The following is a 26,033-nucleotide window of genomic DNA, read 5'->3' as shown; positions in this document are numbered from 1 at the left end:
GCCACGTCGCGGAGCGGGAGGACACGTGCGGGCACGACGGGCAGGACGGATCATCGGCTGCGCCGTGCTCGCGCTCGGCGCCGGGATCGCCGCCCACGGCACCGCCCTCGCCGACGACGCCACCGCCGCCACCTCCACCACCGGCGAGCTCACGCTCGTCACCCTGGCGGGCGCCGGCACGTCCGCCGGCCGGGCCGAGGCGCCGGACCTCCTCGCCGAGCAGGACGCCGTCCTCGCCGCCGTCGGGGCAGGCGCACCGGTCTACCGCTGGACCACGGCCCTCAACGGGTTCGCCGTGCGGCTGACGGAGCAGCAGCTGACCGCTCTCGACGACCAGCCCGCGGTGGCGTCGGTCGAGCCCGACACGATCCGGCCGATGGCCGGGCGCACGTCGCTGGCCGCCGTCCGCGCCGCTGCCGCCAGCCCGCGCCTGCGCGGCGGGGCCGGTGTCGTGGTGGGTGTCGTCGACTCGGGCATCGCACCGCAGTCACCCGCCTTCGCCGAGGTCCCCGGGCTCGGCGCCGACCCCGAGGCCTTCGCCGGCGCGTGCGTCGAGGGCCAGGGCTGGAGCGCCGACGACTGCACCCGCAAGATCGTCGGCGCGCGGTGGTACGTCGACGGCTTCGGCGCCGACCGGGTGCGCACCTCTGAGTCGCTCTCGGCCCTCGACACCCTCGGTCACGGCACGCAGGTCTCCTCCGTCGCGGCCGGCAACGCCGGCGTCAGCGTCCGGGTCGACCAGCGGGACGCCGGCTTCTTCGGCGGGGTCGCCCCGCAGGCGCGGATCGCCGCCTACAAGGCCTGCTGGGGCGCGCCCGACCCCGCCGACGACGGCTGCTCCACCGCCGACGTGGTCTCCGCGGTCGACGCCGCCGTGGCCGACGGCGTCGACGTGCTCAGCCTCGCCCTGTCCGGCGGGGAGGGCATCGACATCCTCCAGCTCGCGCTCCTGGGCGCCGCCGAGGCCGACATCGTGGTCGTCGGCGCCTCCGGCAACACCGGCGGCTCGGCCTACGCCGCCCACGCAGGGCCGTGGGTGACGACGGTCGGCTCCGCGGTGGGCCGGATGTCCCGCGGCCGGGTCACGCTGCCCGACGGCCGCTCCTGGACCGGCGGCGGCCGGCCCTCCCGGGTGAGCGCGCGCGCCGTCCTCGCGCGGCGCGCGGCAGCCCCGGACGTGTCGCGCCGGGCGGCCGCCCAGTGCCGCCTCGGCGCCCTCGACTCACGCCTCGTGGCCGACCGGATCGTGGTGTGCGAGCGCGGCGCCATCGGCCGCATCGACAAGTCCGAGTCGGTCGCGCAGGCCGGAGGTCGGGCGATGGTGCTCGTCAACCGGCGTCCCGGCGCGATCACCGCCGACCTCCATGCCGTGCCGACCGTCCACCTCCCCGCGCGGGCGGGGCGCTCGTTCAGCCGGTGGGTGGCCCGGCACCCCGACGCCCGGGTGAGCATGGCGCGCGACGCCGGACGGCCCGGCACCCGCCGCACAGCCCGGTGGAGCGCCTCGGGTGACCCGCGCGGCGTCACCCTCAAGCCCGACGCCGTCGCCGACGGCGATGCCGTGCTGGGCGCGCTGCCGGAGTCCACCGGCCGCAGCTGGGGCGTCTTCAGCGGCAGCTCCGCCGCCACCGCGCACGCCGCCGGCCTCGCGGCGCTGGTGCGGGCCCGGCACCCCGAGCGGTCGGCAGCGGTCGTCCGGTCGCTGCTCGTGACGTCGGCCCGTCCCGTCCCGGGCGCCTCCCCGCTCGCGCAGGGCACCGGCGCCCTCCCCAGCCAGGCGCCGACCGCCCACCTCGCCCTCGACGTCGCACCGCAGGAGTGGCGTCGTGCGCTGCGCCGCCACCTGCTCGCGCGGCTCAACACCAGCTCGGTGCTGATGCCGGCGCGTCGCCAGCGCGCGGTGCGCACGGTGACCAACATCGGCACCCGCCCGGAGTACTTCTCGGTGACGGCCCGCGGCTTCTCCTCCCACCGCGTGCGCGTGCAGCCGCTCGCCGTACGCCTCGCCCCCGGCGAGTCGGCCGACTTCACCGTCACCGTCACCGGGCCGGTCACGCCGGGCCAGCTCGACGACGGCATGCTCGTGTGGCGCGGCGCCCGTGGGGGCGTGACCCGCGTGCCGGTCGCCCTGACCCGCTGACGCACCGCCTGCGGCGACGACGGCGGGGACGGGCTCAGCCCTCCCGGGAGACGACCATCTCGCGGTCGCCGTAGACGACCTTGTCGCCGTCGACGAGCGCGGCGGGCTTGCCCGGGGCGAGCTGGCGCGAGACACCCTGGCGCACGAGCACCGTGCCGTTGGTGGACCCCCGGTCCATGACGACGAGCGTGCCGTCGGATGCCGGGCCGAACTGGGCGTGCGTCTTGGAGACCGACATGTCGGCCGAGGACAGCGGGACCAGGTGGGCCACCTGCTCGCCCGCTCGCGGCTCGGGACGACGCCCGACCAGCGCGAGCCCGGCGATCACGAAGCTCTCGCCGTTGTCGAAGTGCACCCGCCAGCGCGCGGGGGCCGGCGGCATCGCCGCGGCGGCGGGCGGCCGGGGCGGCACCGGGACCGGCTGCTGGGCGGGCTGGCCCGGGGCCGGCGCCCACTGCGGCGGCGCGGACCGCGCCTGCTGCACCGGCTGGGGCTGCTGCGGCTGGGACTGGGACCGGTGGGCGGGGGCGAGGGCGGTCGGGTCGGCGGGGAGCGCAGGGCGGCGCGTCGAGTGCTCGGGTCGCTCCGGCGTGCGCACCGGCTCCACCGGCGGAGCCGGCACCAGTCGCATCGCGGTGAGGTTGACGATGTGGCGCGGGGCCTCCTGGACCGACGCGTCGTCGGCCTCGTCGGCCGGGCGTACGTCGACCACCACGGTGTGCGCCAGGTGGTCGTGCCAGCCACGGCGCTGCCGGCCGCGGTCCTCCACGGCCGTCCAGGCCAGGGTGGCCACGCCGATGCCGAACGTCGGGAGCCCGGCCGCCCCCAGCACGAGCTGGCGCAGGAGGGCCGGCCCGACGCCGATCGGGGTGCCGGTGCCGTGGTGCACCACCCGGAGCCCGGTGAGCGCCTTGCCGGGCGAGGTGCCGCTGACGCCGAGCACCACCGCCTGGACGAGCCACAGCAGCGCGGTCGCGCCGGCGACCGCGCCCACCACCGTCCACGGGTCGTCGGAGACCACGAGCGCGGTCACGACGCCGACGGCGGCGATGAGGCCCCAGGCGAGGAGCCGGTCGATCGCGAACGCGACGAAGCGTCGGTCGAGCTCGGCGACGGGGTAGGTCAGGGAGTGGGGGTGGTGGGTCACGGGGCGCTGCTCAGGGGTTCGTCACCTGGATGGTGACACCGTCGCCGAGGTCGAGGACGGCGCCGGGGATCAGGCTGACGGCGATGCCGGGCTTGAGGTCCTCGGGGTCGAGACCGGGCTGGGCGAGGACGGTGCCGTTGGTGGAGCCCAGGTCGGTCGCGATCGCGGAGCCGTGGTCGGCCCCCGCACCCGGGCGGATCTCGAGGTGGGTCGAGGAGATCTCCTGGTGGGGGCTGGGCACGGTGACGACGTGCGGCAGCTCGTGGGAGGGAAAGCGCCGCGCCTCGGGGGCGCGGCCCACCAGCACGGTGCGGTCGACGGCCACGACGTCGCCGGTGGAGAAGACCAGCGAGGCGACGGGCTGTGCGACGACGTCGGGAGCCATCTCCTGGCCCGGGACGGGCGGACGGTCGAAGTCGGCGACCCGGTCCCCGGCCTGCGTCTGGCCGTCGCGGTCGGACCAGTCGTCGGCCACGACGGGGGTCTCGCCGGTGGGCGTCGGGTCGTCGCCCGGAGCGCCGAACTCCATCGGCGCCCCGGCGGCGGGAGACGCGAGGAGGTCACCGGCGGGAGCGGCGGGAGCGGCGGGCTCGACACGGGGCTCGGCGGGCGCCGCGGGCTCGACCGGTTGCTCGGCGGGCGCCGCGGGCTCGACCGGTTGCTCGGCGGGAGGCTCGGGCTGGACGGGGAGCTCAGGGGCGAGGGGCGCAGGCTGCTCGACGTCGGGCTCCTGTGCGGGGGCGGCGACCGGCTCCTCGGCGGGTGACGGCGCACCGAACTCGACCACCGACACGCGGGCCAGCCCGGCGGTGAGGGGGTGGTCGGCGGAGCCCTCGCCGGTGAGGGTGACCCGCACGCTGGTGATCCCGGGGAGCACCCGCTCGGCCCAGGTGGCGCCGGGTGCGGCCGTCACGATCTCGTCCTCGCCGGCCGAGGCGACCGTCGCGGTGGGCGCGCCGCGCACGATCAGGCGCGTCGCGTCGTCGCTGTGGGCGACGAGGGCGAAGTGGTCGAGCGAGGAGAGCCCGGCGGCGAGCAGCTCGTCGAGCAGCGCGTCGGCGCCGGCCCCGGAGTCTGCGAGGTCCCACAGCCCGGCCACGCGCCCGCGCTGGCTGCCCGGCAGCAGGACCGTCACCCGGTCTCCCACCACGGCGTACCAGTCCCCCGGTGCGAACCTGGCCTCAGTGCTCACTGTCGTCCCCCCAGCTTGGATTCAAGACTCTGCAGCTGGCGCTGGGAGTCGTAGGTCGCGTCCTTGACCAATCCCACCACATCGACGACGACCGCCGTGGCGTTGTCGCGACCCCCGGCCGCCACGGCTGCCCGCACCAGCGTGTCGGCGGCGTCGCGTGGGTCGTCGACGGAGTCGAGGATCCCCTCGATCTCCGTGTCCTCGATCATCCCGGTCACCCCGTCGCTGCACAGCAGGAGACGCTCGACCGAGCCGAGGGGCAGGAGGAAGAAGTCGGGCCGGATCCCCTCGGGGCTGCCCAGCGCCCGGGTGATGACGTGTCGCTCGGGATGGACCGAGGCCTGCTCGGCGGTGATGTGCCCGGCGTCGATGAGCTCCTGCACCACCGAGTGGTCGACGCTGACCTGGTCGAGGCGACCGTCGACGATGCGGTAGATCCGGGAGTCGCCGAGGTTGGCCAGGAGCCACTTGGTGACCCCGGCGTCGTCGACGAGCACGGCCACGACGGCGGTGGTGCCGGCGTGCCAGCCGGGGTGGAGCGCGCGGTGCGCGTCGCCGTAGTCGACGATCCGCGACTGGGCCCGCGCGAAGGCCGCGGACACGAGCTCGGCGCCGCGGCGCGGGTCGTAGGCCTCGGCCAGCCTCTGGAACTCCTCGACCACGATCTGGCTCGCGACGTCACCGCCCGCGTGGCCGCCCATGCCGTCGGCGACGACGAAGACGGGCGGCGCGACGAGGTAGGAGTCCTCGTTGACCTTGCGCACCCGCCCGACGTCCGTCGACGCCCCGTGGTGCAGATCAACGTCCAGCATGTCGGCCCTCTTCGCCCCGTCTCGAGATGTGGGGCCGCGGTGCCGACCCGGCGAGTAGCGTAGAAGGGATGTCCAGCTCAGAGCGGGCGACACCCGCACGTACCCTCGCCGACCAGCTGCGCAGCTGGCCCGACGAGCGTCTCGTGGCGCTGCTCAGGGCCCGTCCGGATCTCGCCACACCCGCCCCTCAGGATTCCTCGCAGCTGGCCTCGCGAGCTGCCACTCGTTCGTCGATCCACCGCGCCCTCGACGGCCTGGACCGACTCGAGCTGTTCGTCCTTGATGCCCTTCTGGTTGCAGGTCAAACCACTTCGGCGGACGTGATCTCGATCGTCAACGCCGACGAGGCGCGCACGGCGGCGGCGCTGCAGCGACTGCTCGACCTGGCGCTGGCCTGGGAGGGACCGGGCGGCGTGCGCGCCCTCACCGGCGTGGCCGACGCGATGCGCGGGATGCCCGGCCTGGTCAGCGGCCTGCGGCCCTCGAGCCCCGACCCGGCGAGCCCCGCCGAGGTGGCCGCCCGGATCGCCGAGCTGTCCCCGGCCGCGACGGCGCTGCTGCACCACGTCGACGAGCACGGAGGTGAGGCCACGACCGGCTCGGCGCGCCGCACCGCCTCCCCCGCCGACGCCCGCTCGCCGGCCGAGGAGCTCCTGAGCCGGCGCCTGCTCGTGCCCCGCGAGGGCGCCGCGGTCGTGCTGCCGGGCGAGGTCGGCCTGGCGCTGCGCGGGGGCAGGACCACCCGCGAGCCGGTGGACGACGTGCCGGTGCTCGCCACCTCGCCCCGCGACCCTGCCCTGGTGGCACGGACCGCGGCCGGCGCGGCGTTCGACGTCGTCCGCCGCGTCGAGCTGCTGCTCGACCACTGGGGCGTGCAGCCGCCGAGCGTCCTGCGCAGCGGCGGGCTGGCGGTCCGCGACCTCAAGTCAGTGGCGCGTGAGCTCCACGTCGACGAGGCCGGGGCCGCGCTGATCGTCGAGGTCGCCCTGGCGGCCGGCCTGGTCGCCGAGGCGGCCGACCGCGACGGCACCCCCGCGTGGCTGCCGACCGACGAGTTCGACGTCTGGTCCGGCCTGCCGATGCCGGAGCGGTGGGCCCGACTGGTCGGCGGCTGGCTGGCCAGCAGCCGGATGCCGTCGCTCGTGGGATCGCGCGACGCGGCGGGCAAGGCCTGGAACGCGCTCGCGCCCGAGCTCTCCAGCGGGCTCGCCGAGGAGGCGCGCCGGCTCGCCCTGCGGGTGCTGGCCGAGGTGCCCGAGGGCGAGGTGCTGGCGGTCGGCACCGGCGTCGCCTCGCTCGTGCAGCGCATCGGCTGGCTGCGCCCGCGCCGGCCCACGATCTTCTCCGACCTGGTCGCCGCCGCCCTGGCCGAGGCGGCCGCGCTCGGGGTGAGCGGCGCGGGCGGGCTGCCGCCCAGCGGGCGGCACGTGGCGGCCGGCGACCTTCCCGCGGCCGCCGCGGCGATCGACCCCCACCTGCCCCGGCCCGTCGACCACGTGCTGCTGCAGGCCGACCTCACCGCGGTCGCGCCCGGCCCGCTCGAGACCGAGGTCGCCCGCCGGCTGCACCTGCTCGCCGACGTCGAGTCCCGGGGAGGCGCCACCGTCTACCGCTTCAGCCCCGGCTCGCTGCGGCGCGGCTTCGATGCCGGGTGGTCCAGCGCGGAGGTGCGCGACTTCCTGACCTCGGTGTCGCAGACGTCCGTGCCGCAGCCACTGGAGTTCCTCGTCGACGACGTCGCGCGCACCTTCGGCAGCGTGCGCGTCGGCCACGCGGAGGCGTTCCTGCGCGCCGACGACGAGGCGGCGCTGGCCGCACTCGTGCACGACCCGCGCGGGCGGAGCCTGGGCCTGCGCCTGCTCGCGCCGACGGTCGCGATCGCCACGTCCCCCCTCGACGTCCTCCTGCCGCGGCTGCGCGAGCTCGGCGCCGCGCCCGTCGTGGAGGCCGCCGACGGCACCGTGCGGGTGAGCCGACCCGACCTGCAGCGCGCCCGCGCGCGCCGCGGGCGTCGTCCCGCCGGTGCGGTCGAGGCGCGCCAGGCCGCGCAGGTCCAGGCCGTCGCGACCGCCATCCGTGCCGGCGACCGGGCCGAGTCGTCCCGGCCGCGCAGCGCCGAGGCGACGACGACGCCGTCGGGGGCGCTGGCGGCGCTCCGCGAGGCGATCGAGTCGGGCAGCACGGTCGTCATCGGCTACGTCGACAGCCACGGCGCCACCGGCGAGCGGGTCGTCGACCCGCGACGCCTCGACGGCGGCCGGCTCTCGGCCTACGACCACCGCGCCGACGACGTGCGGGAGTTCGCCGTGCACCGCATCACACGCGTCCGCACCGCGTGATCGCGTCCGTAGACTGGGACCATGGACTTCATCCGGTACGCCGAGCGTGCTGCCGCGCTCGTCAACGCCGAGCTGCCCGACGAGGAGGCGCTGCGCGAGCACCTGGCCGACCGCTCGTGGCTGCACCGCTCGCTGGTCGCCGGCGACGTGGAGTCCGTGCAGGCGTTCCAGGCCGAGCTGCGCCCGGTCTTCGAGGCCTCCGACGTCGACGACGTGCGGCTGGTGGTGAGCTCGCTCAACGCCCTGCTCGCCCAGCACCCGGTGACGCCGATGATCTCCGACCACGACCCCGGCAACCTCCACATGCACGTCGCCAACCGTGCCGCGTCGGTCGCCGAGCTGCTCATCGGCGAGGCGCTGATGGGCCTGGCCACCTTGGTCTGCGACCTGGGCGCGACCCGGCTCGGCACCTGCTCGGAGCCCCGCTGCGACCACGTCTACGTCGACACCTCGCCCAACCAGTCGCGCCGCTACTGCTCGGACCGGTGCTCGTCGCGGGCCAACGTCGCCGCGTTCCGCGCCCGCCAGAAGGCCGCCGCCGGATGAGCCGGTCGCGAGGCCACCGATGAACGACGGTCCCCTCATCGTCCAGTCCGACAAGACGCTGCTGCTCGAGGTCGACCACCCGTCGGCCGCCGAGGCGCGCAAGGCGATCGCGCCCTTCGCCGAGCTCGAGCGCTCCCCCGAGCACATCCACACCTACCGGCTCACCCCGCTCGGGCTCTGGAACGCGCGCGCCGCCGGTCACGACGCCGAGCAGGTCGTCGACGCCCTGCTGACCTGGTCGCGCTACGCCGTGCCGCACGCGCTCCTGGTCGACGTGGCCGAGACGATGGGCCGCTACGGCCGGCTCCGCCTGGAGAAGCACCCCGTCCACGGCCTGGTGCTGTCGTCCACCGACCGGCCCGTGCTGGAGGAGGTGCTGCGCGCCAAGAAGGTCGCCGGGATGATCGGCGCCCGGATCGACGACGACAGCGTCGCGGTCCACCCCAGCGAGCGCGGCAACCTCAAGCAGGCGCTGCTCAAGCTCGGCTGGCCGGCCGAGGACTTCGCCGGCTACGTCGACGGCGAGGCGCACGACATCGACCTCGCCGAGGACGGCTGGACCCTGCGGCCCTACCAGCGCGAGGCGGCCGAGTCGTTCTGGGACGGCGGCTCCGGCGTCGTCGTGCTGCCCTGCGGCGCGGGCAAGACCATCGTCGGCGCGGCCTCGATGGCGCAGGCGCGGGCGACCACGCTCATCCTCGTCACCAACACCGTCAGCGCGCGGCAGTGGAAGGACGAGCTCGTCGCGCGCACCTCGCTCACCGCCGACGAGATCGGCGAGTACTCCGGCTCGGTGAAGGAGGTCCGCCCGGTCACCATCGCGACCTACCAGGTCCTGACCACCAGGCGGAAGGGCGTCTACCCGCACCTCGAGCTGCTGGACGCCCGCGACTGGGGCCTCATCGTCTACGACGAGGTGCACCTGCTGCCGGCGCCGATCTTCCGGATGACCGCCGACCTGCAGGCGCGTCGCCGCCTCGGCCTCACCGCGACGCTGGTGCGCGAGGACGGCCGCGAGGGCGAGGTCTTCTCGCTCATCGGGCCCAAGCGCTACGACGCCCCCTGGAAGGACATCGAGGCGCAGGGCTGGATCGCGCCGGCCGACTGCGTCGAGGTGCGGGTCAGCCTCCCCGACGGCGAGCGGCTGGCCTACGCGACGAGCGACCCCGACACCCGCTACCGCCTCGCCTCGTGCACCCACGCCAAGCTCGACGTCGTACGCCGCCTGGTGCACCAGCACGCGGGCCAGCCGACCCTGGTGATCGGGCAGTACATCGACCAGCTCGACGAGCTCGCCGAGATGCTCGACGCCCCCGTGATCAAGGGCGAGACGCCGGTCAAGGAGCGACAGCGGCTCTTCAACGCGTTCCGCTCCGGTGAGATCGGGCTGCTCGTCGTGAGCAAGGTCGCCAACTTCTCGATCGACCTGCCCTCGGCCGAGGTGGCGATCCAGGTGAGCGGGTCGTTCGGCTCGCGGCAGGAGGAGGCCCAGCGCCTCGGCCGGCTGCTGCGGCCCAAGACCGAGGGGCGCAGCGCCCACTTCTACACGATCGTGTCCCGCGACACGGTCGACGCCGACTTCGCGCAGAACCGCCAGCGGTTCCTCGCCGAGCAGGGCTACGCCTACCGGATCGTCGACGCCGGCGACCTCCCGGCCGACGCCTGACGACGGCCCGGCTTTTCGCGGCCGTGGCTAGATTCGGCGGGGTGACCCTTCGCGACCGCCTCGGTGCCGAGCTCTTCCGCAAGGTGGCCGGGCCTGACGGCCCACGCAACCGGCGGCGCGTGCACGGCACGCCCGGACCGCGCTGGTTCGAGCCCGGCTCCCCGATCGGCCGCGTCCACGGCGACGCCTCGATGTTCGTCGGCGGCATCCGCGCGATCATGCTGCAGTCGCTTCACCCGGCCGCCATGCAGGGCGTGGCCGACCACTCGGGCTACCGCGGCGACATGTGGGGGCGGCTCGCGCAGGTGTCGACCTACATCGCGATGACGACGTTCGGCGCCGAGCAGGACGCCCTGCAGATGATCCGCGCCGTCCAGCGCGCGCACGAGTCGGTGACCGGCACCCTGCCCGACGGCACGCCCTACGCCGCCTCCGACCCCCACCTGCTCGGCTGGGTGCACGCCGCGGAGATCGACAGCTTCCTCGTCGCGCACGACCGCTACGGCCACCGTCGCCTCGTCGGCGCCGAGCGCGACCTGTACGTCGCCCAGGCCGCCGTCGCGGCCGAGCACCTCGGCGTCGTCGACGCCCCGCGGTCGGAGGACGACCTGCGCGCGACGCTGGCGGCCTACGGTCCCGAGCTCCGCGGCACCCCGGCCGCCCAGGAGGCGATCCGCTTCCTGCTGCTCCACCCCGACCTGCCCCTGGCCGCGCGGCCGGGCTACCTCTCGCTCGCCACGGCCGCGATCGGGCTCCTGCCCGCGGACGCCCGCCGCGAGCTGCGCCTCCCGCCGGTGCCGCCCGTCACCAACCGGGTGCTGGGCGCCGCGGCCACCCGCGCCATCCGGTGGGCGATGGCCTCGGGCCACGCCGAGGCCCGGGAGCTGCAGGCGGCGACGGCGCGGTGAGCCTCGCGGCGCGCTGGCCCCTGCCCCACCACGAGGCGCTGCGCGACGAGCTGCTCGCGGCGTGGGACCGCCCGGGCTACCACGACCTGCTGCACCTCGACGAGGTGCTCGACCGGCTCGACCGCCTCGCCGGGGCGGGCGCCACCTTCGACCCCGTCACGACCCGGCTCGCCGCGTGGTTCCACGACGCGGTCTACGACGGCGCCCCCGACGACGAGGAGCGCTCCGCCGCGTGGGCCGAGCGCGCCCTGCCCGCCGCCCACGCCGGGGAGGTGGCCCGGCTGGTGCGCCTGACCGTGCACCACAGGCCCCGGCCCGGCGACGGTGCCGGCGCGGCGCTCAGCGACGCCGACCTGGGCATCCTGGCCGCCCCGCGGGCGCGCTACGACTCCTACGCGGCGGGCGTGCGGGCCGACTTCGCGCACGTCGGCGACGACGACTTCCGCGCCGGCCGGGCGGCGGTGCTGCGCGACCTCGTCGGGCGCGCGCACCTCTTCGCCACGCCGCAGGCGCGCGAGCTGTGGGAGGACGCCGCCCGGGCCAACCTGGAGCGGGAGCTCGCCGGTCTCAGCGGTCGGTGAGCTGCAGGTAGACCGTGAACCGGTCGTGGCGGTAGCAGGTGCGCGAGACCTCCACGATGCGGCCCTCGGAGACCGCGCGGCGGGCGTGGCGCAGCACCGGGTCGCCCTCGGTGATCTCGAGGACCGCCGCCTCCTCGGCACTGGCCCGGTCGGCGCTGATCGAGTCCTCGACCTCGGTCGGACGCAGGCCGCGGGCGGCGAGCGCCTCGTAGAGGCTGGTCGGGGTGCCGTGCTGGAGGAAGCCGGGAAGCAGCACCTCGTTGAGGTAGGCGTCCTCGACGCACACGATGGCCTGGTCGGCGCGGCGCAGGCGGCGCCAGTGGAGCACGGGGTCGCCGGGTGAGATGTCGAGGGCGCGGGCCACGCCGGGCCCGGCCTGCTCCACGCGGGCGAGCAGCGTCTGCGACTCCGGCAGCATCCCGCGTCGGCGGATCTCCTCGGTGAAGGACGTGAGCCGCCCCGCGGGCTTGGGTGGCTGGGCGACGAAGGTGCCGCGTCCCGGGATGCGCTCGAGCAGGCCCTCGGCGACGAGCGCGTCGAGCGCCTGGCGCACGGTCATCCGAGCGACGCCGAAGCGGGCCACGAGCTCGCGCTCGGACGGTGCTGCCGAGCCGGGGGGCTGGGCCTCGATCAGGCCCCGCACGTGCTCGCGGACCTGGACGTGCTTCAGCGCCCGCTGACGCGGGACTGCCAGGTCCACTTGATCCATGCGTCTCAGGCTAGGACTGGGCCGGATCGGCGTCTCCCCTTTGCGCCAGACCACGGTGAAGCCTTGACGATTTCTTGATGTTCGAACGCGTGTTCGATCCATGGGGTATCGTCGTGCTCGTGGACTTCCAGACGTCCCTCTTCGCCGACGCCCCCGCCGAGCACGCGGGGCTCGCCCCCCAGCGCCGCCAGCTCTCCCGCGGCGCTTGGGTCGACGTCCAGCGCAACTGGCTCACCGCGCCCGACGACGTCTTCAGCGCCCTCGTCGAGCGGGTGCCCTGGCGCGCCGAGCGGCGCGAGATGTACGACGCGGTGGTCGACGTGCCACGGCTGGTCCACACCTACCTCGCCGCCGACCCCCTGCCCCACCCGGCGCTCGCGCAGGCCCGCGCCGAGCTGAGCGAGCACTACCTGCCCGAGCTCGGCGAGCCGTTCGTGAGCGCCGGCTGCTGCTACTACCGCGACGGCCGCGACTCCGTCGCGTGGCACGGTGACACGATCGGCCGCGGCCGCGCGGCCGACACCATGGTCGCGATCGTCAGCGTCGGCGACCCGCGGCGCCTGCTGCTGCGCCCGCGGGGCGGTGGCGCGTCGATCGCCCTCACCATGGGCCACGGCGACCTCGTGGTGATGGGCGGCTCGTGCCAGCGCACGTGGGAGCACGCGGTGCCCAAGGTCGCCCACGCCGGGCCGCGGATCTCGGTCCAGTACCGCCCGCTCAACGTGTTCTGAGCCCCTACCTCCCGAGCAGCCGGCCGAGCAGCCGGCGCAGCACCAGCAGGCCGACGACCACCGCGAGCGCCTGCTTCCAGTAGGACCTGGCGAGCACCGGGAGCACCGTGCTGCCGAGGTCGAGCGCCTCGGGTTCCGGCTCGGGTTCCGGCTCCGGCTCCGGCTCCTGGGGCACGGGTGGCACCACCGCCGGCTGGGGAGCCGGCTCGGCCGCCGCCTCTGGTGCCGGCTCGGCCACCTCCGGCTCGGCGAGCCGCTGCTCCAGGCAGGCGACGAACTGGCCGAGCAGCTTGTCGGAGACGTCCTGCATCACCCCGCGCCCGAACTGCGCCGGCTTGCCGGTGATCGACAGGTCGGTCGCGACCGAGACGTCGGTGGACCCCCCGGCGTCGTCCATCGAGACCGTCACGGTCGCGCCGGCGGTGCCGTTGCCCCGCTTGTCCTTGCCCTTGGCCTCGACGACGAAGCGGTGGGCCGCGGGGTCCTTCTCCACGAAGGTGCCGCTGCCGTTGTAGAGCAGGGCGATCGGGCCGAGCTTGACCTTCACCGAGCCGGCGAACGACTCCTCGTCGGCCTCGGTGACCTGCGCGCCCGGGAAGCACTCGGCGACCGAGGCGATGTCGTTGAAGTGCGCCCAGGTCTCCTCGACGCCGATCGGGACGGTGAAGCGGTGGCTGAGCTCCACGCCTACGACCCCGCCGCCGTGAGCACCGCCCGGCCGGTGAGCACACGGGCGAGGTGCTGCCGGTAGTCGGCCGCGCCGTTGAGGTCCGACGGTGGGCTGGTGCCCTCCGACGCGAGCTGCGCCGCCTCGCGTACGCCGTCCTCGGTGGCGGTCGCGCCCGCCAGCGCCGCCTCGGTGGCGCGGGCGCGCAGCGGGGTGGAGCCCATGTTGGTCAGGCCGACCTTCGCCTCGTCGATCGACCCGCGGACCGTCGCGGCGACCGCCACGATCGGCCACTGGTGGGCGACCCGGACGAACTTCTCGTAGTGGGCGCCCCAACCGGTGTGCTTGGGGATCCGCACCTCGGTGAGGATCTCGTCCTCGCCGATCGCGGTCTCGAAGAGGTCGACGAAGAAGTCGTCGGCCTCGACCGTGCGGGTGCCGCCGGGGCCGGCGATGACGAACCGGGCGCCCAGCGCGAGCGCCGGCGCGCCGAGGTCGCCGGCAGGGTCGGCGTGCGCCAGCGCCCCGCCGAAGGTGCCGCGGTGCCGGATCTGCGAGTCGGCCACCTCGGCCGCCGCCTTCGACAGCAGCAGGGCGTGCTCCTTGACCAGGGCATGGTCGCGCACGCCGTGGTGGGTGGTCATCGCGCCGATCACGATGGCGTCGCCGTCGTCGCGGATGCCCCGCAGCGAGGAGATGCCGCCGAGGTCGATGACGACCTCCGGGGCGTTGAGCCGCATCCGCAGGACCGGCAGCAGGCTCTGCCCGCCGGCCAGGATCTTGGCGTCGTCGCCGTGCCGGCCGAGCGCGGCCAGCGCCTCCTCGACCGAGGTCGGGGCGAGGTAGTCGAACTGCACCGGGATCACTGGGCTGCTCCTTCCCCGGAGGTGGGGTCCTGGTTGAGCGCGCCCTCCTGGAAGTGGGGCATCGCGTCGGGGGGCGTCTCGGTGGCCCCGCCCTCCCTGCTGTCCTGGATCGCGCGCCATACGCGCTCGGGCGTGCACGGCATCTGGACGTCGGCGACGCCGAGGTGTCGAACGGCGTCGACGACGGCGTTGACGACCGCCGGCGTGGACGCGATGGTCCCGGCCTCGCCGACGCCCTTCGTGCCGAGCGAGTTGGTGGTGCACACGCTGGGCTCGTCGGTGTGCACGACGTCGAAGGAGATCGTGTCGGCCGACGTCGGCAGCAGGTAGTCGACGAACGACCCGCTCACCAGCGTCCCCGACTCGTCGTGGACGGCCTCCTCCCACAGCGCCTGCGCGATCCCCTGCACCAGGCCGCCGTGCACCTGCCCGGCGACGATCAGCGGGTTGATGATCGTGCCGATGTCGTCGCAGCAGGTGTACTTGCGCATCCTCACCGCACCGGTCTCGGTGTCGACCTCCATCGCGCACAGGTGGGTGCCGTGCGGGTAGTTGAAGTTGACCGGGTCGAAGGTCGCGTCGGCGTCGAGGCTCGGCTCCATGTCCTCGGGGTAGTCGTGCGCCGCGAAGGCCGCGGTCGCGAGCTCCTGGATCGACACCCCCTGGTCGGTGCCGCGCACGGAGAAGCGGCCGCCGGCGTAGTCGAGGTCGTCCGCGCTGGCCTCGAGCAGGTGTGCCGCGAGGTGCTTGGCCTTCTCCACGACCTTGTCGACGGCGCGCACCAGCGCCTCGCCGCCGACGACGAGCGAGCGCGAGCCGTAGGTGTCGAGGCCCTTGTGGGCGATCTGGGTGTCGCCGTGCAGCACCTCGACGTCCTCGAACGGGACCCCCAGGCGGTCGGCGACGATCTGGCTGAACGCCGTCTCGTGGCCCTGGCCGTGGGCGCTGGCTCCGGTGACGATCTCGACCGTGCCGGTGGCGAGCATCCGCACGCTCGCGTGCTCCCAGCCGCCGGCGCCGTAGTCGAGGCTGCCGAGCACCCGGCTCGGGGCGAGTCCGCACATCTCGGTGAAGGTCGACACGCCGATGCCGAGCTGCACCCGGTCGCCGCGCTCGCGGCGCTCGCGCTGCTCCGCGCGGAGGGCGTCGTAGCCGAACGACTCCCGGGCCTTGGCGGTGGCGGCCTCGTAGTTGCCGCTGTCGTACTCGAGCCCGGCCACGGTGGTGAACGGGAACTCCTCGTGGGTGATCCAGTTGCGCTCGCGGATCTCGAGCGGGTCGACGCCGACCTCCGCGGCGAGCTCGTCCATCAGCCGCTCGACCGCGTAGGTCGCCTCGGGTCGGCCCGCGCCGCGGTAGGCGTCGGTGAACGTGGTGTTGGTCAGGACCGTCTGGCACTCGAACCGGTAGGCGGGGAACTTGTAGATCGCGTTGTACATGAACGCGCCGAGCACCGGCACGCCGCCGCCGACGATCGCGACGTAGGCGCCGAGGTCGGCGTCGAGGTGCACCTTCAGGCCGGTGACCCGGCCGTCGCGGTCCGCGGCCAGGGTCAGGGTCTGCACCTGGTCGCGGCCGTGGTGGGCCGCCATCAGGCTCTCGCTGCGGGTCTCGGTGTACTTGACCGGCTTGGCCAGCCGTCGCGCCACGGCCCAGGCGATCCACTCCTCGGGCGTGGTCTGCAGCTTGCCGCCGAAGCCACCCCCGACGTCGGGGGCGATGACCCGGATCTTCGACTCGGGCACGCCGGTGGTGGCGGCCAGGGCGAACCGCAGGATGTGCGGGATCTGCGTCGCGGACCACATGGTGAGCTGCTCGCCCGTGGGGTCGACGACGACGCTGCGCGGCTCCATGAAGGCGGGGATCAGCCGCTGCTGGCGGTACTCGCGCTCGATGACGATGCCGCTGGTGCGGGCCTCGGCGATGGCCGCCTCGACGTCGCTGCCGGTCCCGGCCTCCTGGGAGTCGAAGACCCACAGGGCCGACTTGTTGGTGCCGAGGTCGGGGTGGGCGAGGACCTCGTCCGCCAATGCCTTCTTGATGCCGACGACGGCGGGCAGCTCGTCGTACTCCACGTCGACGAGCTCCGCGGCGTCGCGCGCCTCGGCGGCGCTGCGGGCGACCACGACCGCGACCACCTCGCCGGCGAACGCCACGCGGTCGGCGGGCATCGGCGAGTGGGCCGGCGTCTTCTGGTCGGGGGTGATCGGCCAGGCGTTGATGCAGGTGCCGAGCTCCTCACCGAAGTCCTTGCCGCTCAGCACGGTGACCACGTTGGGCGAGGCCTTGGCGGCCTCGACGTCGACGGAGACGATCCGCGCGTGGGCGAAGGGGCTGCGCACCATCGCGAGGTGGAGCATCCCCGGCAGCGTGATGTTGTCGGTCCAGCGGGTGCGACCGGTGATCAGCCGCTGGTCCTCCTTGCGGCGCCGGTCCCTGCCGATCTCGGCCGCGGGGCGGTCCTGCGTGGTGCTCATGCGGGCTCACCCGCCGCCGTCTGGCCGGCGGCGTGGAGGACGCTGCGGACGATGTTGTGGTAGCCGGTGCAGCGACAGAGGTTGCCCTCCATGCCGAGCCGCACCTCCTCCTCGGTGGGCTGCGGGTTCTCGGCGAGCAGGTCGACGGCCTGCATGATCATCCCCGGCGTGCAGAAGCCGCACTGGAGGCCGTGGCACTCCCGGAAGGCCTCCTGCACCGGGTGCAGGTCGCCCTCGGCCGCGTCGGCGAGCCCCTCGATCGTGGTGACGGTGCGCCCGGCCGCCTGCACGGCGAGCACGTTGCACGACTTCACGCTCGTGCCGTCGAGGTGGACGGTGCACGCCCCGCAGTTGGAGGTGTCGCACCCGATCACGGTGCCGGTCTTGCCGAGCCGCTCGCGCAGGTACTGCACCAGCAGCATCCTGGGCTCGACGTCGTCGGAGACCGCCGCTCCGTCCACGGTGAGTTGGATCCTGGTCATGCGGCGCCTCCGTGCGTGTGAGGTGGGTCACTCGGCGCCGACGCTAGGTCGGGCCGGGTTGGCACCCGGTTGGTCGGTGTGGACCAGCCGGCCCCGGGGCGCCGGTGCTGCCGTCCTCGGGCCCACCGGCCAGGAGGGTGACGGAGAGCCACCCGCCCTTGCCGACCTCGACGTCGGTGGGCACCGCCTCGACGTGGGGCTGGTCTCAGCGGGCGCTGGCGAGCCGGCCCTTGAGCAGCGGGGCGACGGGGTGGTGCACCGGGAGCGCGGCGAGGCAGGCCTCGACCACGGCGGTGTCGTACGGCGCGAGCTCGCTGTAGCGCAGGACCGCGTCGGGGTCGGGGGTGGCCAGCAGCGCCTCGCGCACGCTGACGGCGAGGTAGTCGCCCATCTGCACCAGCGCGGGCGAGTCGGTGCCGGGCAGGAGGTCGCCGCCGTAGGCCCGGACCGCGGCACGCACCTCGCCGCGACGCAGCAGCCGTTGCACCTCCTCGACATCGGTGGCCACCGGCATCGTGAGCCGGTAGGGGCGCGAGGAGAGCTGGCCCGACAGGGCGGCACGCAGGTGGGAGACCTCGGCCTTGAGCGTCGAGGTGGTCACCGAGGCGTCGCCGTAGAGGAGCGCGTGGAGGTGCTCGACCGACAGGCCAGACGGGTGCAGGGCGAGCAGCGCCAGGATCTCGGTCTGGCGCCGGTTGAGCAGCAGGCGCTGGCCGTCGAGCCACACCTGCGCGGTGCCGAGGAGGGTGAGGGTGAGGCCGGGCTCGGCCGGCGCCGCGTCCCCGGCGAGCGTCGTACGCCGGTCGGCGGGCAGCGCGCCCTCGATGAGCCGGGCCATCACCCGTGCCGTCGCGAGGCCGATGGGGTGGCTGCGGTCCCACGTCGTCGACAGGTCGATCACGCCCAGCGGCCGCCCCGTGGCGGGGTCGAACACCGGCGCGGCCCAGCAGACCCAGTTGTGCACGACCTCCGCGTAGTGCTCGGCGCTGAAGACCATCGCGGGCGCGGCCGTGCGACCCGCGATCGCGAGCGCGTTGGTGCCGACGCTGCGCTCGTCCCAGCGCCCGCCGGGCACGAAGTTGACGGTCTCGGCCTTGCGGCGCATCACCCGGCCGCCGTAGGTCCACAGGATCCGGGTCTGGTCGTCGGTGATCGCGATGACGAGGTCGCCGTCCTCGGCGGTGCGCCGCAGCTCGTCCTGCACGCGGGTGACGGCGGTCTGCAGCGGGGAGGCGTTCCAGAGCTCGGCGGTGTCGCCCTCGTCGTCGAGCGGCGCCTGCGTCACGTCGGGAGACACGACGCCCGACAGCTCCCAGCTGCGCAGGATCTCCGGCCGGACCGCATCGGTGTCGCCGGCCTCGACGAAGCGGGTCCAGGCGCGCACGGCGTCCACGCGTCGGGCGTGGAGGTCATCGCTGGTCATGGCGGCTCCCGGTGGTCGCGGCCAACCTAGCCCCCGCGTGATCGCGATCACAGGGGGCCGGACCGCCGTGTCGGTCGGACATCAACGGGTCGAGCGCGCGGCATGGTCATCGTCGGCAACGGAGTGTATAATCGAACACATGATCGAGACGCTGGCAGCGCCGCACGCGGGTGGGGTCGAGGAGCTCACCGCCGCCGGTGTGCTGCGTGCGATCCGCGAGCGTCGCCTCGTCGAGGAGCGGGCCGCGGCCGACCAGCTCGTGCTCGCCGCCCAGTGGGCCGACCTGCACCCGCCGGAGTCGATCCACCACGCCGCGTCGTTCACCGTGCCCGGCTGTGAGCACGAGGAGCCCATCGCGGGCGAGGGCACGCCGCTGGTCGCGGAGTTCTGCGTCGCCGAGCTCGGCTCGGTGCTTGGCGTCTCGACGGTGTCGGCGAAGCGGCTCATCGGCCACGCCCTCGAGCTGCGCCACCGGCTGCCGCGGTTGTGGGCGCAGGTCCACGCCGGCAGGGTGCCGGCGTGGCGGGCACGGGCGGTCGCCGAGGCCACGATCCACGCGACACCGTCGCTGACGGTTCAGGCGGCGGCGTACGTGGACGCGCAGGTCGCCGCCGTCGCCGGCCGCATCGGGCCGGCCCAGCTCGACCGGCTCGTCGCCGAGACCATCAAGCGCTACGACCTCGCCGCCCCCGACCCGGCCTCCGACCCCGAGGACGGCTACCTCGACGTCGACCCGCGTCACGCGACGCTCCACGACCAGCACGTGCACTTCGCCGGCACGATGCGGTTCGAGGCCGAGCTCGACCTCGCCGACGCCCTCGACCTCGACCGCGCGCTCGCGCACGGCGCCGCGACCCTGGCCGCGCTCGGCTCACCCGAGCCGCTCGACGCGCGACGGGCCGCAGCCCTCGGTGACCTCGCCCGCACCCAGACCGCCCTCGACCTCCACCACCAGGGCACCCGGACCACCACAGCGACGCGGACCGATGACGGCCTGCCGGTCGCGCGGGAGGTCGTGCTCCACGCTCACGTCGACGCCACGATCTGCGACACCACCGTGTTCGGTCCGACCGGCCGGTTGGAGGAGGGCCAGCGGCTCGTCCTGCTCGACCAGGTCAAGGACTGGTGCGCCGACTCGCGCACGAAGGTCACGATCAGGCCGGTCATCGACCTCAATGCCCACCTCACCGCGCCCGGCTACGCGATCCCCGACCGGATCCGCGAGCAAGTCGTTCTGAGGGACCGCACCTGCGTGTTCCCGTGGTGCACCCGCCCCGCCCGCGGCTGCGACATCGACCACGTCACCGAGTTCGACCACGACGCCGCAGCAGACGGCCGGCCCCAGCCCGGGCCGACGGCTACGCAGAATCTCGCCGCCCTGTGCCGATCCCACCACCGGCTCAAGACCCACACCGCCTGGCGCTACGAGACCACCGCGCCCAGGCACGTTCGAGTGGACCAGCCCCCACGGCCACCGCTACCGCCGCGACCCCACCGGCACCACGAGGATCGTCGACGACCCCCACCCGCCCGGCATCCCCCACCCCCGCCGACCATGACCCCGCCCCACACCCCGCCATCCACCCGGTAGCGGGGCCACCGGCACGTCTCACTGGGTGTGTCCCTATTGGCGACGCCAGTTACCGGATCTGCCGATGTGAGGGTGCGGGCATTGTCGCGGCTGCGGAGCGACGCTTGGCGTGGGGAGTCAGGTGTGGGACTGTCTCGCCATGACGCGACCGCAGGCCCTGGACCTGTTCTTCGGCGCTGGATGGCTCGCGCTCGGTATGTGGAGCGTAGAGAGTGGGGAACCACTGGTTGGCGCGGGGTTCGCTGCACTTGGATTCGCCTCGCTTGCGGCAGGCTTCTCGTCGAGAGTGCACGGCTTCATGCACCGCCCGATCCTGCGACGGGGCGCCCGCCGCTGAACGGCACCCACGCCGTGGTCCTGCCTTTGGGCGACTCACATTCACACATCCGGATCTGCCGCGATGAGGGCGGCTACGCTCGCCCGGATCTGCCGCGACGAGTGCGTCACTCCGGCGCTAGTCGGACGCGCGGGTGCTCAGCCACACTCATGCCATGAAGTCAATCGCTCTACCCATCGCCGACCGCGAGCGGTCGTACCGGTTCTACCGTGACCTCGGCCTGGACACTCCCGGCACAACAGCCGACGATGGGGTGCCCGAGCCGCTGGTCATCGACGTCCAGGGATTCGCTGTCATTCTGGTTCCGACTGACGGCTTTCGCTACGTCCTCAACGGTCGGCCAATCAGCCCACCTACCGCGAGTGAGTGCATTCTCAGTCTCGAGCTGACAGACCGTTCCGACGTCGATTCCTGGCACCGAACGGCGGTCGCTGTCGGGGCAACATCTATCTCAGCCCCCGAAGCCAGACCCTGGGGATACACAGCCGTCGTTACCGACCCGGACGGGCATGCCTGGGAGGCGACCGCAGCGGACAGCGAGCACCCGGCCTGAGGGATCGACCACACGTCACTCCGCCACCTGCCGGCGCAGCTCTAACCGCCTGAAAGCGCACCGATGCTGGGATGTCCGCCTCGCACCTGCTGGGGGCAAGAGCACAGGTGACTCGGTTCGGCTTGAGATGCTGAGGAAATGAACTACGTGCCCGCGTGGGACCGACTACTGGCGTCGCTGGAGACGTGGGCGTCCCCGCGGGGGGGCCCGGGGGCATCGAGGTCTCCTACGTGGACGATTCAGGCACGAGTCGCACCGTTGAGATCGTCATGAGCCCCAACGACTGGGACGAACTTGCCGAGGTCATCGGGATCGAGTCGCCTGACCGCCTCAGAAGGCGGTTACTCGCTCTCCCCGCCAACACGCCGTACCTCGTGTGCGACTCAGGCGTCGAGTTGATCGCCTCCGCCACCAGGGATCTGCCGCCCGACGACTTCACTCCAGAGCCCGGCGGGCAATGGGTCGTCACTGACCGAGAAGGCAACGTCATCAGCCGACTCGCTGACTGGTCTGACGACGACCTCTGAACGCCCGGACATGCCGCGGCCAGTGCACTCATCTGCCGATGAGCGAGCCACGCACGATGACGGCTCGGCCTGCTGATGAGGCGCTCGAGATCGCCCCGCCGTTCTACTGGTTATCAGCGGTAGTCGGCAAGAATCGCCTGGCGGTGGCCATCGATCGTGACGGTGCCGCCGTAGGGCAGGATCCATTGGGGTCGCGTGTGACCGAACGGGGGACCGACAACGATGCACGCTTTAGAGTTGTATCGCCCGACGATGCTGACGGCCGCGACCCGCTGCTCGTCTCGCATCTTCTGTCGTTCGTCGGCGGGGGGCTGAACGTCGAAGTTCATCGTCGGCGGGCGCGCGACCACCACCGCGCGCACGGTCTCCAAGACTCCGCGCTCGCCAAGTGAACGCAGGACCCACCCGAACTGCCTCGCAGAGATGAGTTCCTCAGAAGTCTCTAGGAGCAGCACGCCGCCGTCGAGGACGGTCGAGTCGGCAGGGAAGCGCCCGGCGGTAAGGAGCCATTGGAGGACTTCGACGCATCCGCCCCAGGTGCGACCGGTCACCGTCTGCTGCGGCCCAGCCCAAGTCCATGGTTCGGTCGGTTCCCGCACCCCGTTCTCGCGGAGTGAGCGCGGGTCGTCCCAGTCGATGCCCATGTCCTCAGATTCGCCCGGCTCGACGATCTCCAGTTGTTCGCCTGTCAGCAACGCCGCGCGCAACGACTGCTCGTGAACGGGGTCGACCCCGGCACCAGGACCGAGGTGCACCTGTGTTGACCCACCGTGGAAGCCGGGTACGCCGTGGGTCCACAGCCAGTTCAGGATGTTGGTGTTGTCGCTGTAACCCAAGAACGGCTTGGGGTCGGCGATGGCCAGGTCGGGACGCAGGTGCGGAACCACGGTGATCTGGTCGTCGCCTCCGAGGGTCGAGAGGATGGCCCTGATGCTGGGGTCCGCGAACGCCGCATTGATGTCCGCCGCGCGATCGCTCGGAGTCGCGCCGAGTCTGCGAGTCGTCGGGTACTCCACGGGCTCAAGCCCGGTCACGGTCCGCAGGCGTTCCATGGCTTGCTCGTGGATCGCGGGAGCCACCGCGGGCGCAGCGAACGACGGCGACACGATCGCGACCTTGTCACCCGGTTTAGCCTTCGGCACCGTCAGGAACTCCATGACGCAAGGGTAGGGGTGCACCGTCTTGGTGGCATGTCGGTTTTGGACGTCCCGCGACGCAGCAGCGGTCCGCCGAACGCACTCATCTGCCGCGATGCGCAGATCTGCCGATGGGCGCGGCGCACCTCCCGCGCCCTCGGCGTCTCTGGTGTCACAAGGTCGTGAAGGTGAACCCGGGATCACGGGCCAAGCTGGTCCTTAGAGGCTCCATCCTGTCCGCTCCCACGGAAGTTCAGGTAGGAGTACACGACCATGGCCCCGGCGACGAGTCCGGAGAAGATGAGGGTGGAGCCGGCGCCCCATCCGCCGAGGAGCCACCAGCGGTCGGCTATCGGCCACCAGCCCGGAACGGGTGGTCGCAACCCCCAGACGATGCCAGTGGCGACGAGAGCGACCACGCCGACGAGTGACGCGCAGATGCGTGGCCATGAGGCGACGCTGTCGGCCGCCGTTCTCAGCGCGGCATTCTTCACCGGGGAGAGTCGGCGTTCGGCCCACCGGTATTGCGTCGCAAGGAGTGCCATCCCGGCAAAGAGCGCGAGCAGACCCGGCCCGGGAAGTACCAGCGCGGCCAGTCCCAGCAGGACCAATATCCAACCAGCTGCCTGGATGGCGAGGCCCTTGACGGCATCGCCGCCGTGAACAGTGGCCATTGTGTGATCTCCTGCACGTGGTCGCCGAAGGTGGCCGACGACCCGCCTGTTGGTTGTGGGTGTCGGTCTGGTTGAGCACTCGTGTCACGAGTGCAAGACGTGTCCTCAGTACCCCTGTCCTGACATGCGCAGCCGCCTGTAGAAGTCCAGAATCGGGATACCCGGATCTGCCGCTGTGCGGAAGGTTGGATCGCTTGCGGCGCGCGCTCCTGGCCAACACCATGGCGGATGAAGGACGTACCCGAACGCTGGAGTCAGGCGAGCGTCTACCCCGACATGTGGGCAGATCCGGCGGATGATCCCCGCTACAGTGACGGCGTCAGCCCGGATGGCGAGTTGGCGACGGTGCAGGACTACCTGAGCAGTTATCGCTTGACCCTGTTGATGAAGTGCGAGGGGTTGAGTCCCGAGCAGTTGGCGCGCCGCTCGGTGCCGCCGTCGACCATGTCGTTGCTTGGACTCCTGCGTCACCTGGCCGAGGCGGAACGGGACTGGCGCAACTGGATCGTGCCGGGGGAGCCCGCGCCGAAGATGTACGGCGAGTGTGATGCCGACTTCGAACAAGCCGTCGGCGAGCAGACGACGGTCGACGGCGCCCTCGACGATCTTGCTCGGGAGCAGGCCGCTACTGACCTAGCGTTGGCCGAACATCCGGACCCGGCTGAGCGGATCGGCGAACGTGGTATCGCGGTGCGTGAGTTGTGGGTCCACCGGATCGAGGAGTACGCCCGGCACTGCGGGCACGCCGACCTGCTGCGCGAGTGCATCGACGGCCGAGTCGGGCAGTAGGTCAGCCTCACGCGCGTCGTCTCTTGTGACGAGACGGCAACGCACTCATCTGCCGCTGATAGTGCGCGGGAACTGCCGCGAGAGGACGCACCCGTCCATGTGGGGAACTAGCGTCACCCCATGCCCATCGTCGAGGTCACCCACGACCCTTTGATCGCCACCGCACAGTTGCGGGCCCTCGCCGAGGCTCTCCCGCACGCGGTCTCACTCGCTGTTGATTGTCCTGAGGAGCCGTACGACGGCATGCTGCAGCCAGGTGATGTGGACGTCCGATTCCGCCAACGAGGCCCCTTCGATTCCGGCGGGCTGGACATCGTCATCGAGGTTGGGTCGAAGTGGTTCGCAAGTCGTGCCGAGACACGTCAGGAGCGGTGTGACCGGCTCTGCGACGCGGTGGTCAAAGCCAGCGGGACGAAAGAGGTTGGGGTGTACCTGTCCTTGCCGGTCGCCGCTTGGGCACAAGGCGATTGACAGGCACGACGTCGAGGGGCGTCCCGCACAGGCCGCCTTGAGGGCGGCTATGCTCGCCCGGATCTGCCGCCTTGAGGGCGGCTATGCTCGCCCGGATCTGCCGCGACTCGTGCGTCCGCCATGCCGATGACAGGCCGTGCGACAACGGACGATTAGTTCCTATCCAGTGTGGGACGCGACCACTTGGCGCGGGTAAGTTCGTAGGCCACCTCGCCGTGCTCCCAGCCAGGTATCTCTTGCCTGTCCTGAGACACCGCACCCGACGCGTACTTCGTCATCCCCAACTTCTCCAGCACGCGGCGCGACCCGGCATTCGCTGCCATGGTGGAGGCGAACACCCGGTCAATGTCGCGGCACGCGAACGCCTGTCGGATCATTACGGTGGCGCCCTCCGAGGCAAGTCCGCGGCCCCAGCCCGAGGCTCGCAGTCGGTAGCCGATGCCAGAGATCTCGGGACGTCCTTCGAATGACGACGCCGACCACCATCCCACGAAGACGCCAGCATGGAACCCGGCCCAGTATCCGAGTCCGCGCGCTGCATCGCTTTGGTGGTCAAGGCGCTTCCGCCACTCTGCGGCGGTTTCATCTGGGGTCGCGCCGCGCCCTCGAATGTAGGTCATGACTGCTGGATCGGAGTTCAGGGCGACCATCAGATCCAGATCCCCGAGTTCGACGGGTCGAAGCACGAGACGATCTGTCGACAGTGAGGGAAGTGTCTGGTGCTGGGATGCAGGGGCAACCACGCGGCGACCATAGCGCTCGGACACCTCTCAACGACGCTCGATCCATCGAAGCGGCCGCGGGTGCCGCCGCGCGCAGTGCGCGTATCAGCCGAGATCCGGAAGCCGTGCCGAGGTGAGATGGGTCAGTGCGTAGCAGCGACGATGATGCCTCCCACCCGAAGTACCTCGGGGACTACCCGGATGGTGCGTACTTTGCTGCGGAGAGTCCATCGGGTGCGGACAAAGCCACACCCTCTGGCGAGGACTCACACGGTCTGGACATCGCGGTCGCCGGTGATGTGATCAGCATGATGTAGGGCTACGGCATACGGGTCCCAGCGGCGCCTGAGCGAGGGACACACCCAGTCAGCGCACCGAACGACCTCCGTGCCGTGCTCGCTGGACGACCGCCTGCGCGACCGCTCCGACGCCGTACAGTCCGACTGGATGAAGTCCCTGATCGTCCCGCGACACTCCCTCACCCGCAGTGGCACCGGACCACGGAGACCGGCCCGCACCTGTCCCCGGAGGGCGTTCGGCTGGCACG

General features: G+C 72.8%; 24 protein-coding genes. 12 read left to right on the top strand and 12 right to left on the bottom strand.

Annotated features, from left to right (window positions below; genetic code table 11):
• Positions 1–25: 25 nt before the first annotated feature.
• The gene (locus AC3X7Z_RS09810; RefSeq protein WP_489975800.1) at positions 26–2,140 is read left to right on the top strand and encodes a S8 family serine peptidase; all 2,115 of its coding nucleotides are present in this window, start codon (positions 26–28) and stop codon (positions 2,138–2,140) included.
• Between the two features lie 34 nt (positions 2,141–2,174).
• On the opposite strand, the gene AC3X7Z_RS09805 is transcribed toward AC3X7Z_RS09810, so the two are convergent.
• From AC3X7Z_RS09805 to AC3X7Z_RS09795, 3 genes are read right to left on the bottom strand one after another with little or no spacing between them, the layout of a single operon-like run.
• Positions 2,175–3,287: an RDD family protein gene (locus AC3X7Z_RS09805; protein WP_489975799.1), complete on the bottom strand. Its 1,113-nt coding sequence runs from the start codon at positions 3,285–3,287 to the stop codon at positions 2,175–2,177.
• 10 nt (positions 3,288–3,297) lie between these two features.
• Positions 3,298–4,479 carry an FHA domain-containing protein gene (locus AC3X7Z_RS09800; RefSeq protein WP_489975798.1) on the bottom strand — a complete coding sequence of 394 codons (1,182 nt, stop codon included), beginning with the start codon at positions 4,477–4,479 and terminating at the stop codon, positions 3,298–3,300.
• Positions 4,476–5,291 carry a PP2C family protein-serine/threonine phosphatase gene (locus AC3X7Z_RS09795; protein WP_186342493.1) on the bottom strand — a complete coding sequence of 272 codons (816 nt, stop codon included), beginning with the start codon at positions 5,289–5,291 and terminating at the stop codon, positions 4,476–4,478. The genes AC3X7Z_RS09800 and AC3X7Z_RS09795 overlap by 4 nt, the downstream gene beginning before the upstream one ends.
• 320 nt (positions 5,292–5,611) lie before the next feature.
• Here AC3X7Z_RS09795 and AC3X7Z_RS09790 point away from each other — a divergent pair, with 320 nt between their 5' ends.
• From AC3X7Z_RS09790 to AC3X7Z_RS09770, 5 genes are read left to right on the top strand one after another with little or no spacing between them, the layout of a single operon-like run.
• Positions 5,612–7,630 (top strand): helicase-associated domain-containing protein, encoded by a 2,019-nt coding sequence (locus tag AC3X7Z_RS09790; RefSeq protein ID WP_489975797.1) that lies wholly within the window; start codon positions 5,612–5,614, stop codon positions 7,628–7,630.
• A gap of 21 nt (positions 7,631–7,651) precedes the next feature.
• On the top strand, positions 7,652–8,176 hold the full coding sequence (locus AC3X7Z_RS09785; RefSeq protein ID WP_489975796.1) for a CGNR zinc finger domain-containing protein: 525 nt from the start codon (positions 7,652–7,654) through the stop codon (positions 8,174–8,176).
• A 19-nt stretch (positions 8,177–8,195) separates the two neighbouring features.
• On the top strand, positions 8,196–9,842 hold the full coding sequence (locus AC3X7Z_RS09780; protein ID WP_186342496.1) for a DNA repair helicase XPB: 1,647 nt from the start codon (positions 8,196–8,198) through the stop codon (positions 9,840–9,842).
• 41 nt (positions 9,843–9,883) lie between these two features.
• Entirely contained in the window at positions 9,884–10,750 is an 867-nt protein-coding gene (locus AC3X7Z_RS09775) for an oxygenase MpaB family protein (protein ID WP_206054508.1), read from the top strand.
• On the top strand, positions 10,747–11,331 hold the full coding sequence (locus AC3X7Z_RS09770; RefSeq protein WP_489975795.1) for an HD domain-containing protein: 585 nt from the start codon (positions 10,747–10,749) through the stop codon (positions 11,329–11,331). The genes AC3X7Z_RS09775 and AC3X7Z_RS09770 overlap by 4 nt, the downstream gene beginning before the upstream one ends.
• On the opposite strand, the gene AC3X7Z_RS09765 is transcribed toward AC3X7Z_RS09770, so the two are convergent.
• A complete protein-coding gene (locus AC3X7Z_RS09765; RefSeq protein ID WP_489975794.1) occupies positions 11,318–12,040 on the bottom strand; it encodes a GntR family transcriptional regulator in 723 nt (240 codons plus the stop codon). The two genes, AC3X7Z_RS09770 and AC3X7Z_RS09765, sit on opposite strands and share 14 nt — an antisense overlap.
• Positions 12,041–12,159: 119 nt before the next feature.
• Between AC3X7Z_RS09765 and AC3X7Z_RS09760 the strand changes: the two genes are divergently transcribed.
• Positions 12,160–12,771 (top strand): alpha-ketoglutarate-dependent dioxygenase AlkB, encoded by a 612-nt coding sequence (locus AC3X7Z_RS09760; protein ID WP_489975793.1) that lies wholly within the window; start codon positions 12,160–12,162, stop codon positions 12,769–12,771.
• Positions 12,772–12,775: 4 nt separating this feature from the next.
• Here AC3X7Z_RS09760 and AC3X7Z_RS09755 read toward each other — a convergent pair whose 3' ends face one another.
• From AC3X7Z_RS09755 to AC3X7Z_RS09735, 5 genes are all read right to left on the bottom strand, one after another.
• Positions 12,776–13,456, bottom strand: coding sequence for an SRPBCC family protein (locus AC3X7Z_RS09755; RefSeq protein ID WP_489975792.1), 681 nt, complete (start codon positions 13,454–13,456; stop codon positions 12,776–12,778).
• 2 nt (positions 13,457–13,458) lie between these two features.
• The gene (locus AC3X7Z_RS09750; RefSeq protein ID WP_489975791.1) at positions 13,459–14,304 is read right to left on the bottom strand and encodes an FAD binding domain-containing protein; all 846 of its coding nucleotides are present in this window, start codon (positions 14,302–14,304) and stop codon (positions 13,459–13,461) included.
• Positions 14,301–16,781 (bottom strand): xanthine dehydrogenase family protein molybdopterin-binding subunit, encoded by a 2,481-nt coding sequence (locus tag AC3X7Z_RS09745; RefSeq protein ID WP_489975790.1) that lies wholly within the window; start codon positions 16,779–16,781, stop codon positions 14,301–14,303. The genes AC3X7Z_RS09750 and AC3X7Z_RS09745 overlap by 4 nt, the downstream gene beginning before the upstream one ends.
• The gene (locus AC3X7Z_RS09740) at positions 16,778–17,263 is read right to left on the bottom strand and encodes a (2Fe-2S)-binding protein (RefSeq protein ID WP_186342504.1); all 486 of its coding nucleotides are present in this window, start codon (positions 17,261–17,263) and stop codon (positions 16,778–16,780) included. The genes AC3X7Z_RS09745 and AC3X7Z_RS09740 overlap by 4 nt, the downstream gene beginning before the upstream one ends.
• Positions 17,264–17,468: 205 nt before the next feature.
• A complete protein-coding gene (locus AC3X7Z_RS09735; protein WP_489975789.1) occupies positions 17,469–18,686 on the bottom strand; it encodes an AfsR/SARP family transcriptional regulator in 1,218 nt (405 codons plus the stop codon).
• Positions 18,687–18,825: 139 nt separating this feature from the next.
• Here AC3X7Z_RS09735 and AC3X7Z_RS09730 point away from each other — a divergent pair, with 139 nt between their 5' ends.
• From AC3X7Z_RS09730 to AC3X7Z_RS09720, 3 genes are all read left to right on the top strand, one after another.
• Positions 18,826–20,277, top strand: a complete 1,452-nt coding sequence (locus AC3X7Z_RS09730) for an HNH endonuclease signature motif containing protein (RefSeq protein ID WP_489975788.1) — start codon at positions 18,826–18,828, stop codon at positions 20,275–20,277.
• A gap of 491 nt (positions 20,278–20,768) precedes the next feature.
• Positions 20,769–21,167 (top strand): VOC family protein, encoded by a 399-nt coding sequence (locus AC3X7Z_RS09725; protein ID WP_489975787.1) that lies wholly within the window; start codon positions 20,769–20,771, stop codon positions 21,165–21,167.
• A 269-nt stretch (positions 21,168–21,436) separates the two neighbouring features.
• Positions 21,437–21,694 (top strand): hypothetical protein, encoded by a 258-nt coding sequence (locus tag AC3X7Z_RS09720; protein WP_489975786.1) that lies wholly within the window; start codon positions 21,437–21,439, stop codon positions 21,692–21,694.
• Positions 21,695–21,807: 113 nt separating this feature from the next.
• Here the strand turns inward: AC3X7Z_RS09720 and AC3X7Z_RS09715 are convergent, their stop codons facing one another.
• Entirely contained in the window at positions 21,808–22,851 is a 1,044-nt protein-coding gene (locus AC3X7Z_RS09715; protein WP_489975785.1) for a S66 family peptidase, read from the bottom strand.
• Positions 22,852–23,030: 179 nt separating this feature from the next.
• Complete coding sequence (locus tag AC3X7Z_RS09710; RefSeq protein WP_489975784.1) at positions 23,031–23,504, bottom strand: PGPGW domain-containing protein; 474 nt, start codon at positions 23,502–23,504, stop codon at positions 23,031–23,033.
• 228 nt (positions 23,505–23,732) lie between these two features.
• On the opposite strand from AC3X7Z_RS09710, the gene AC3X7Z_RS09705 reads away from it, so the two are divergent.
• Together AC3X7Z_RS09705 and AC3X7Z_RS09700 are read left to right on the top strand one after the other, a co-directional pair.
• Positions 23,733–24,293, top strand: coding sequence for a DinB family protein (locus tag AC3X7Z_RS09705; protein ID WP_489975783.1), 561 nt, complete (start codon positions 23,733–23,735; stop codon positions 24,291–24,293).
• 120 nt (positions 24,294–24,413) lie between these two features.
• Complete coding sequence (locus tag AC3X7Z_RS09700; protein ID WP_489975782.1) at positions 24,414–24,764, top strand: hypothetical protein; 351 nt, start codon at positions 24,414–24,416, stop codon at positions 24,762–24,764.
• A 152-nt stretch (positions 24,765–24,916) separates the two neighbouring features.
• On the opposite strand, the gene AC3X7Z_RS09695 is transcribed toward AC3X7Z_RS09700, so the two are convergent.
• Complete coding sequence (locus AC3X7Z_RS09695) at positions 24,917–25,450, bottom strand: GNAT family N-acetyltransferase (protein WP_489976011.1); 534 nt, start codon at positions 25,448–25,450, stop codon at positions 24,917–24,919.
• Between the last annotated feature and the right edge of the window lie 583 nt (positions 25,451–26,033).

Source organism: Nocardioides sp. Z24_21 (genome assembly GCF_058134345.1).
The sequence above is the reverse complement of the archived record's forward strand: the minus strand, read 5'-3'. Positions and strand labels throughout refer to the sequence as shown.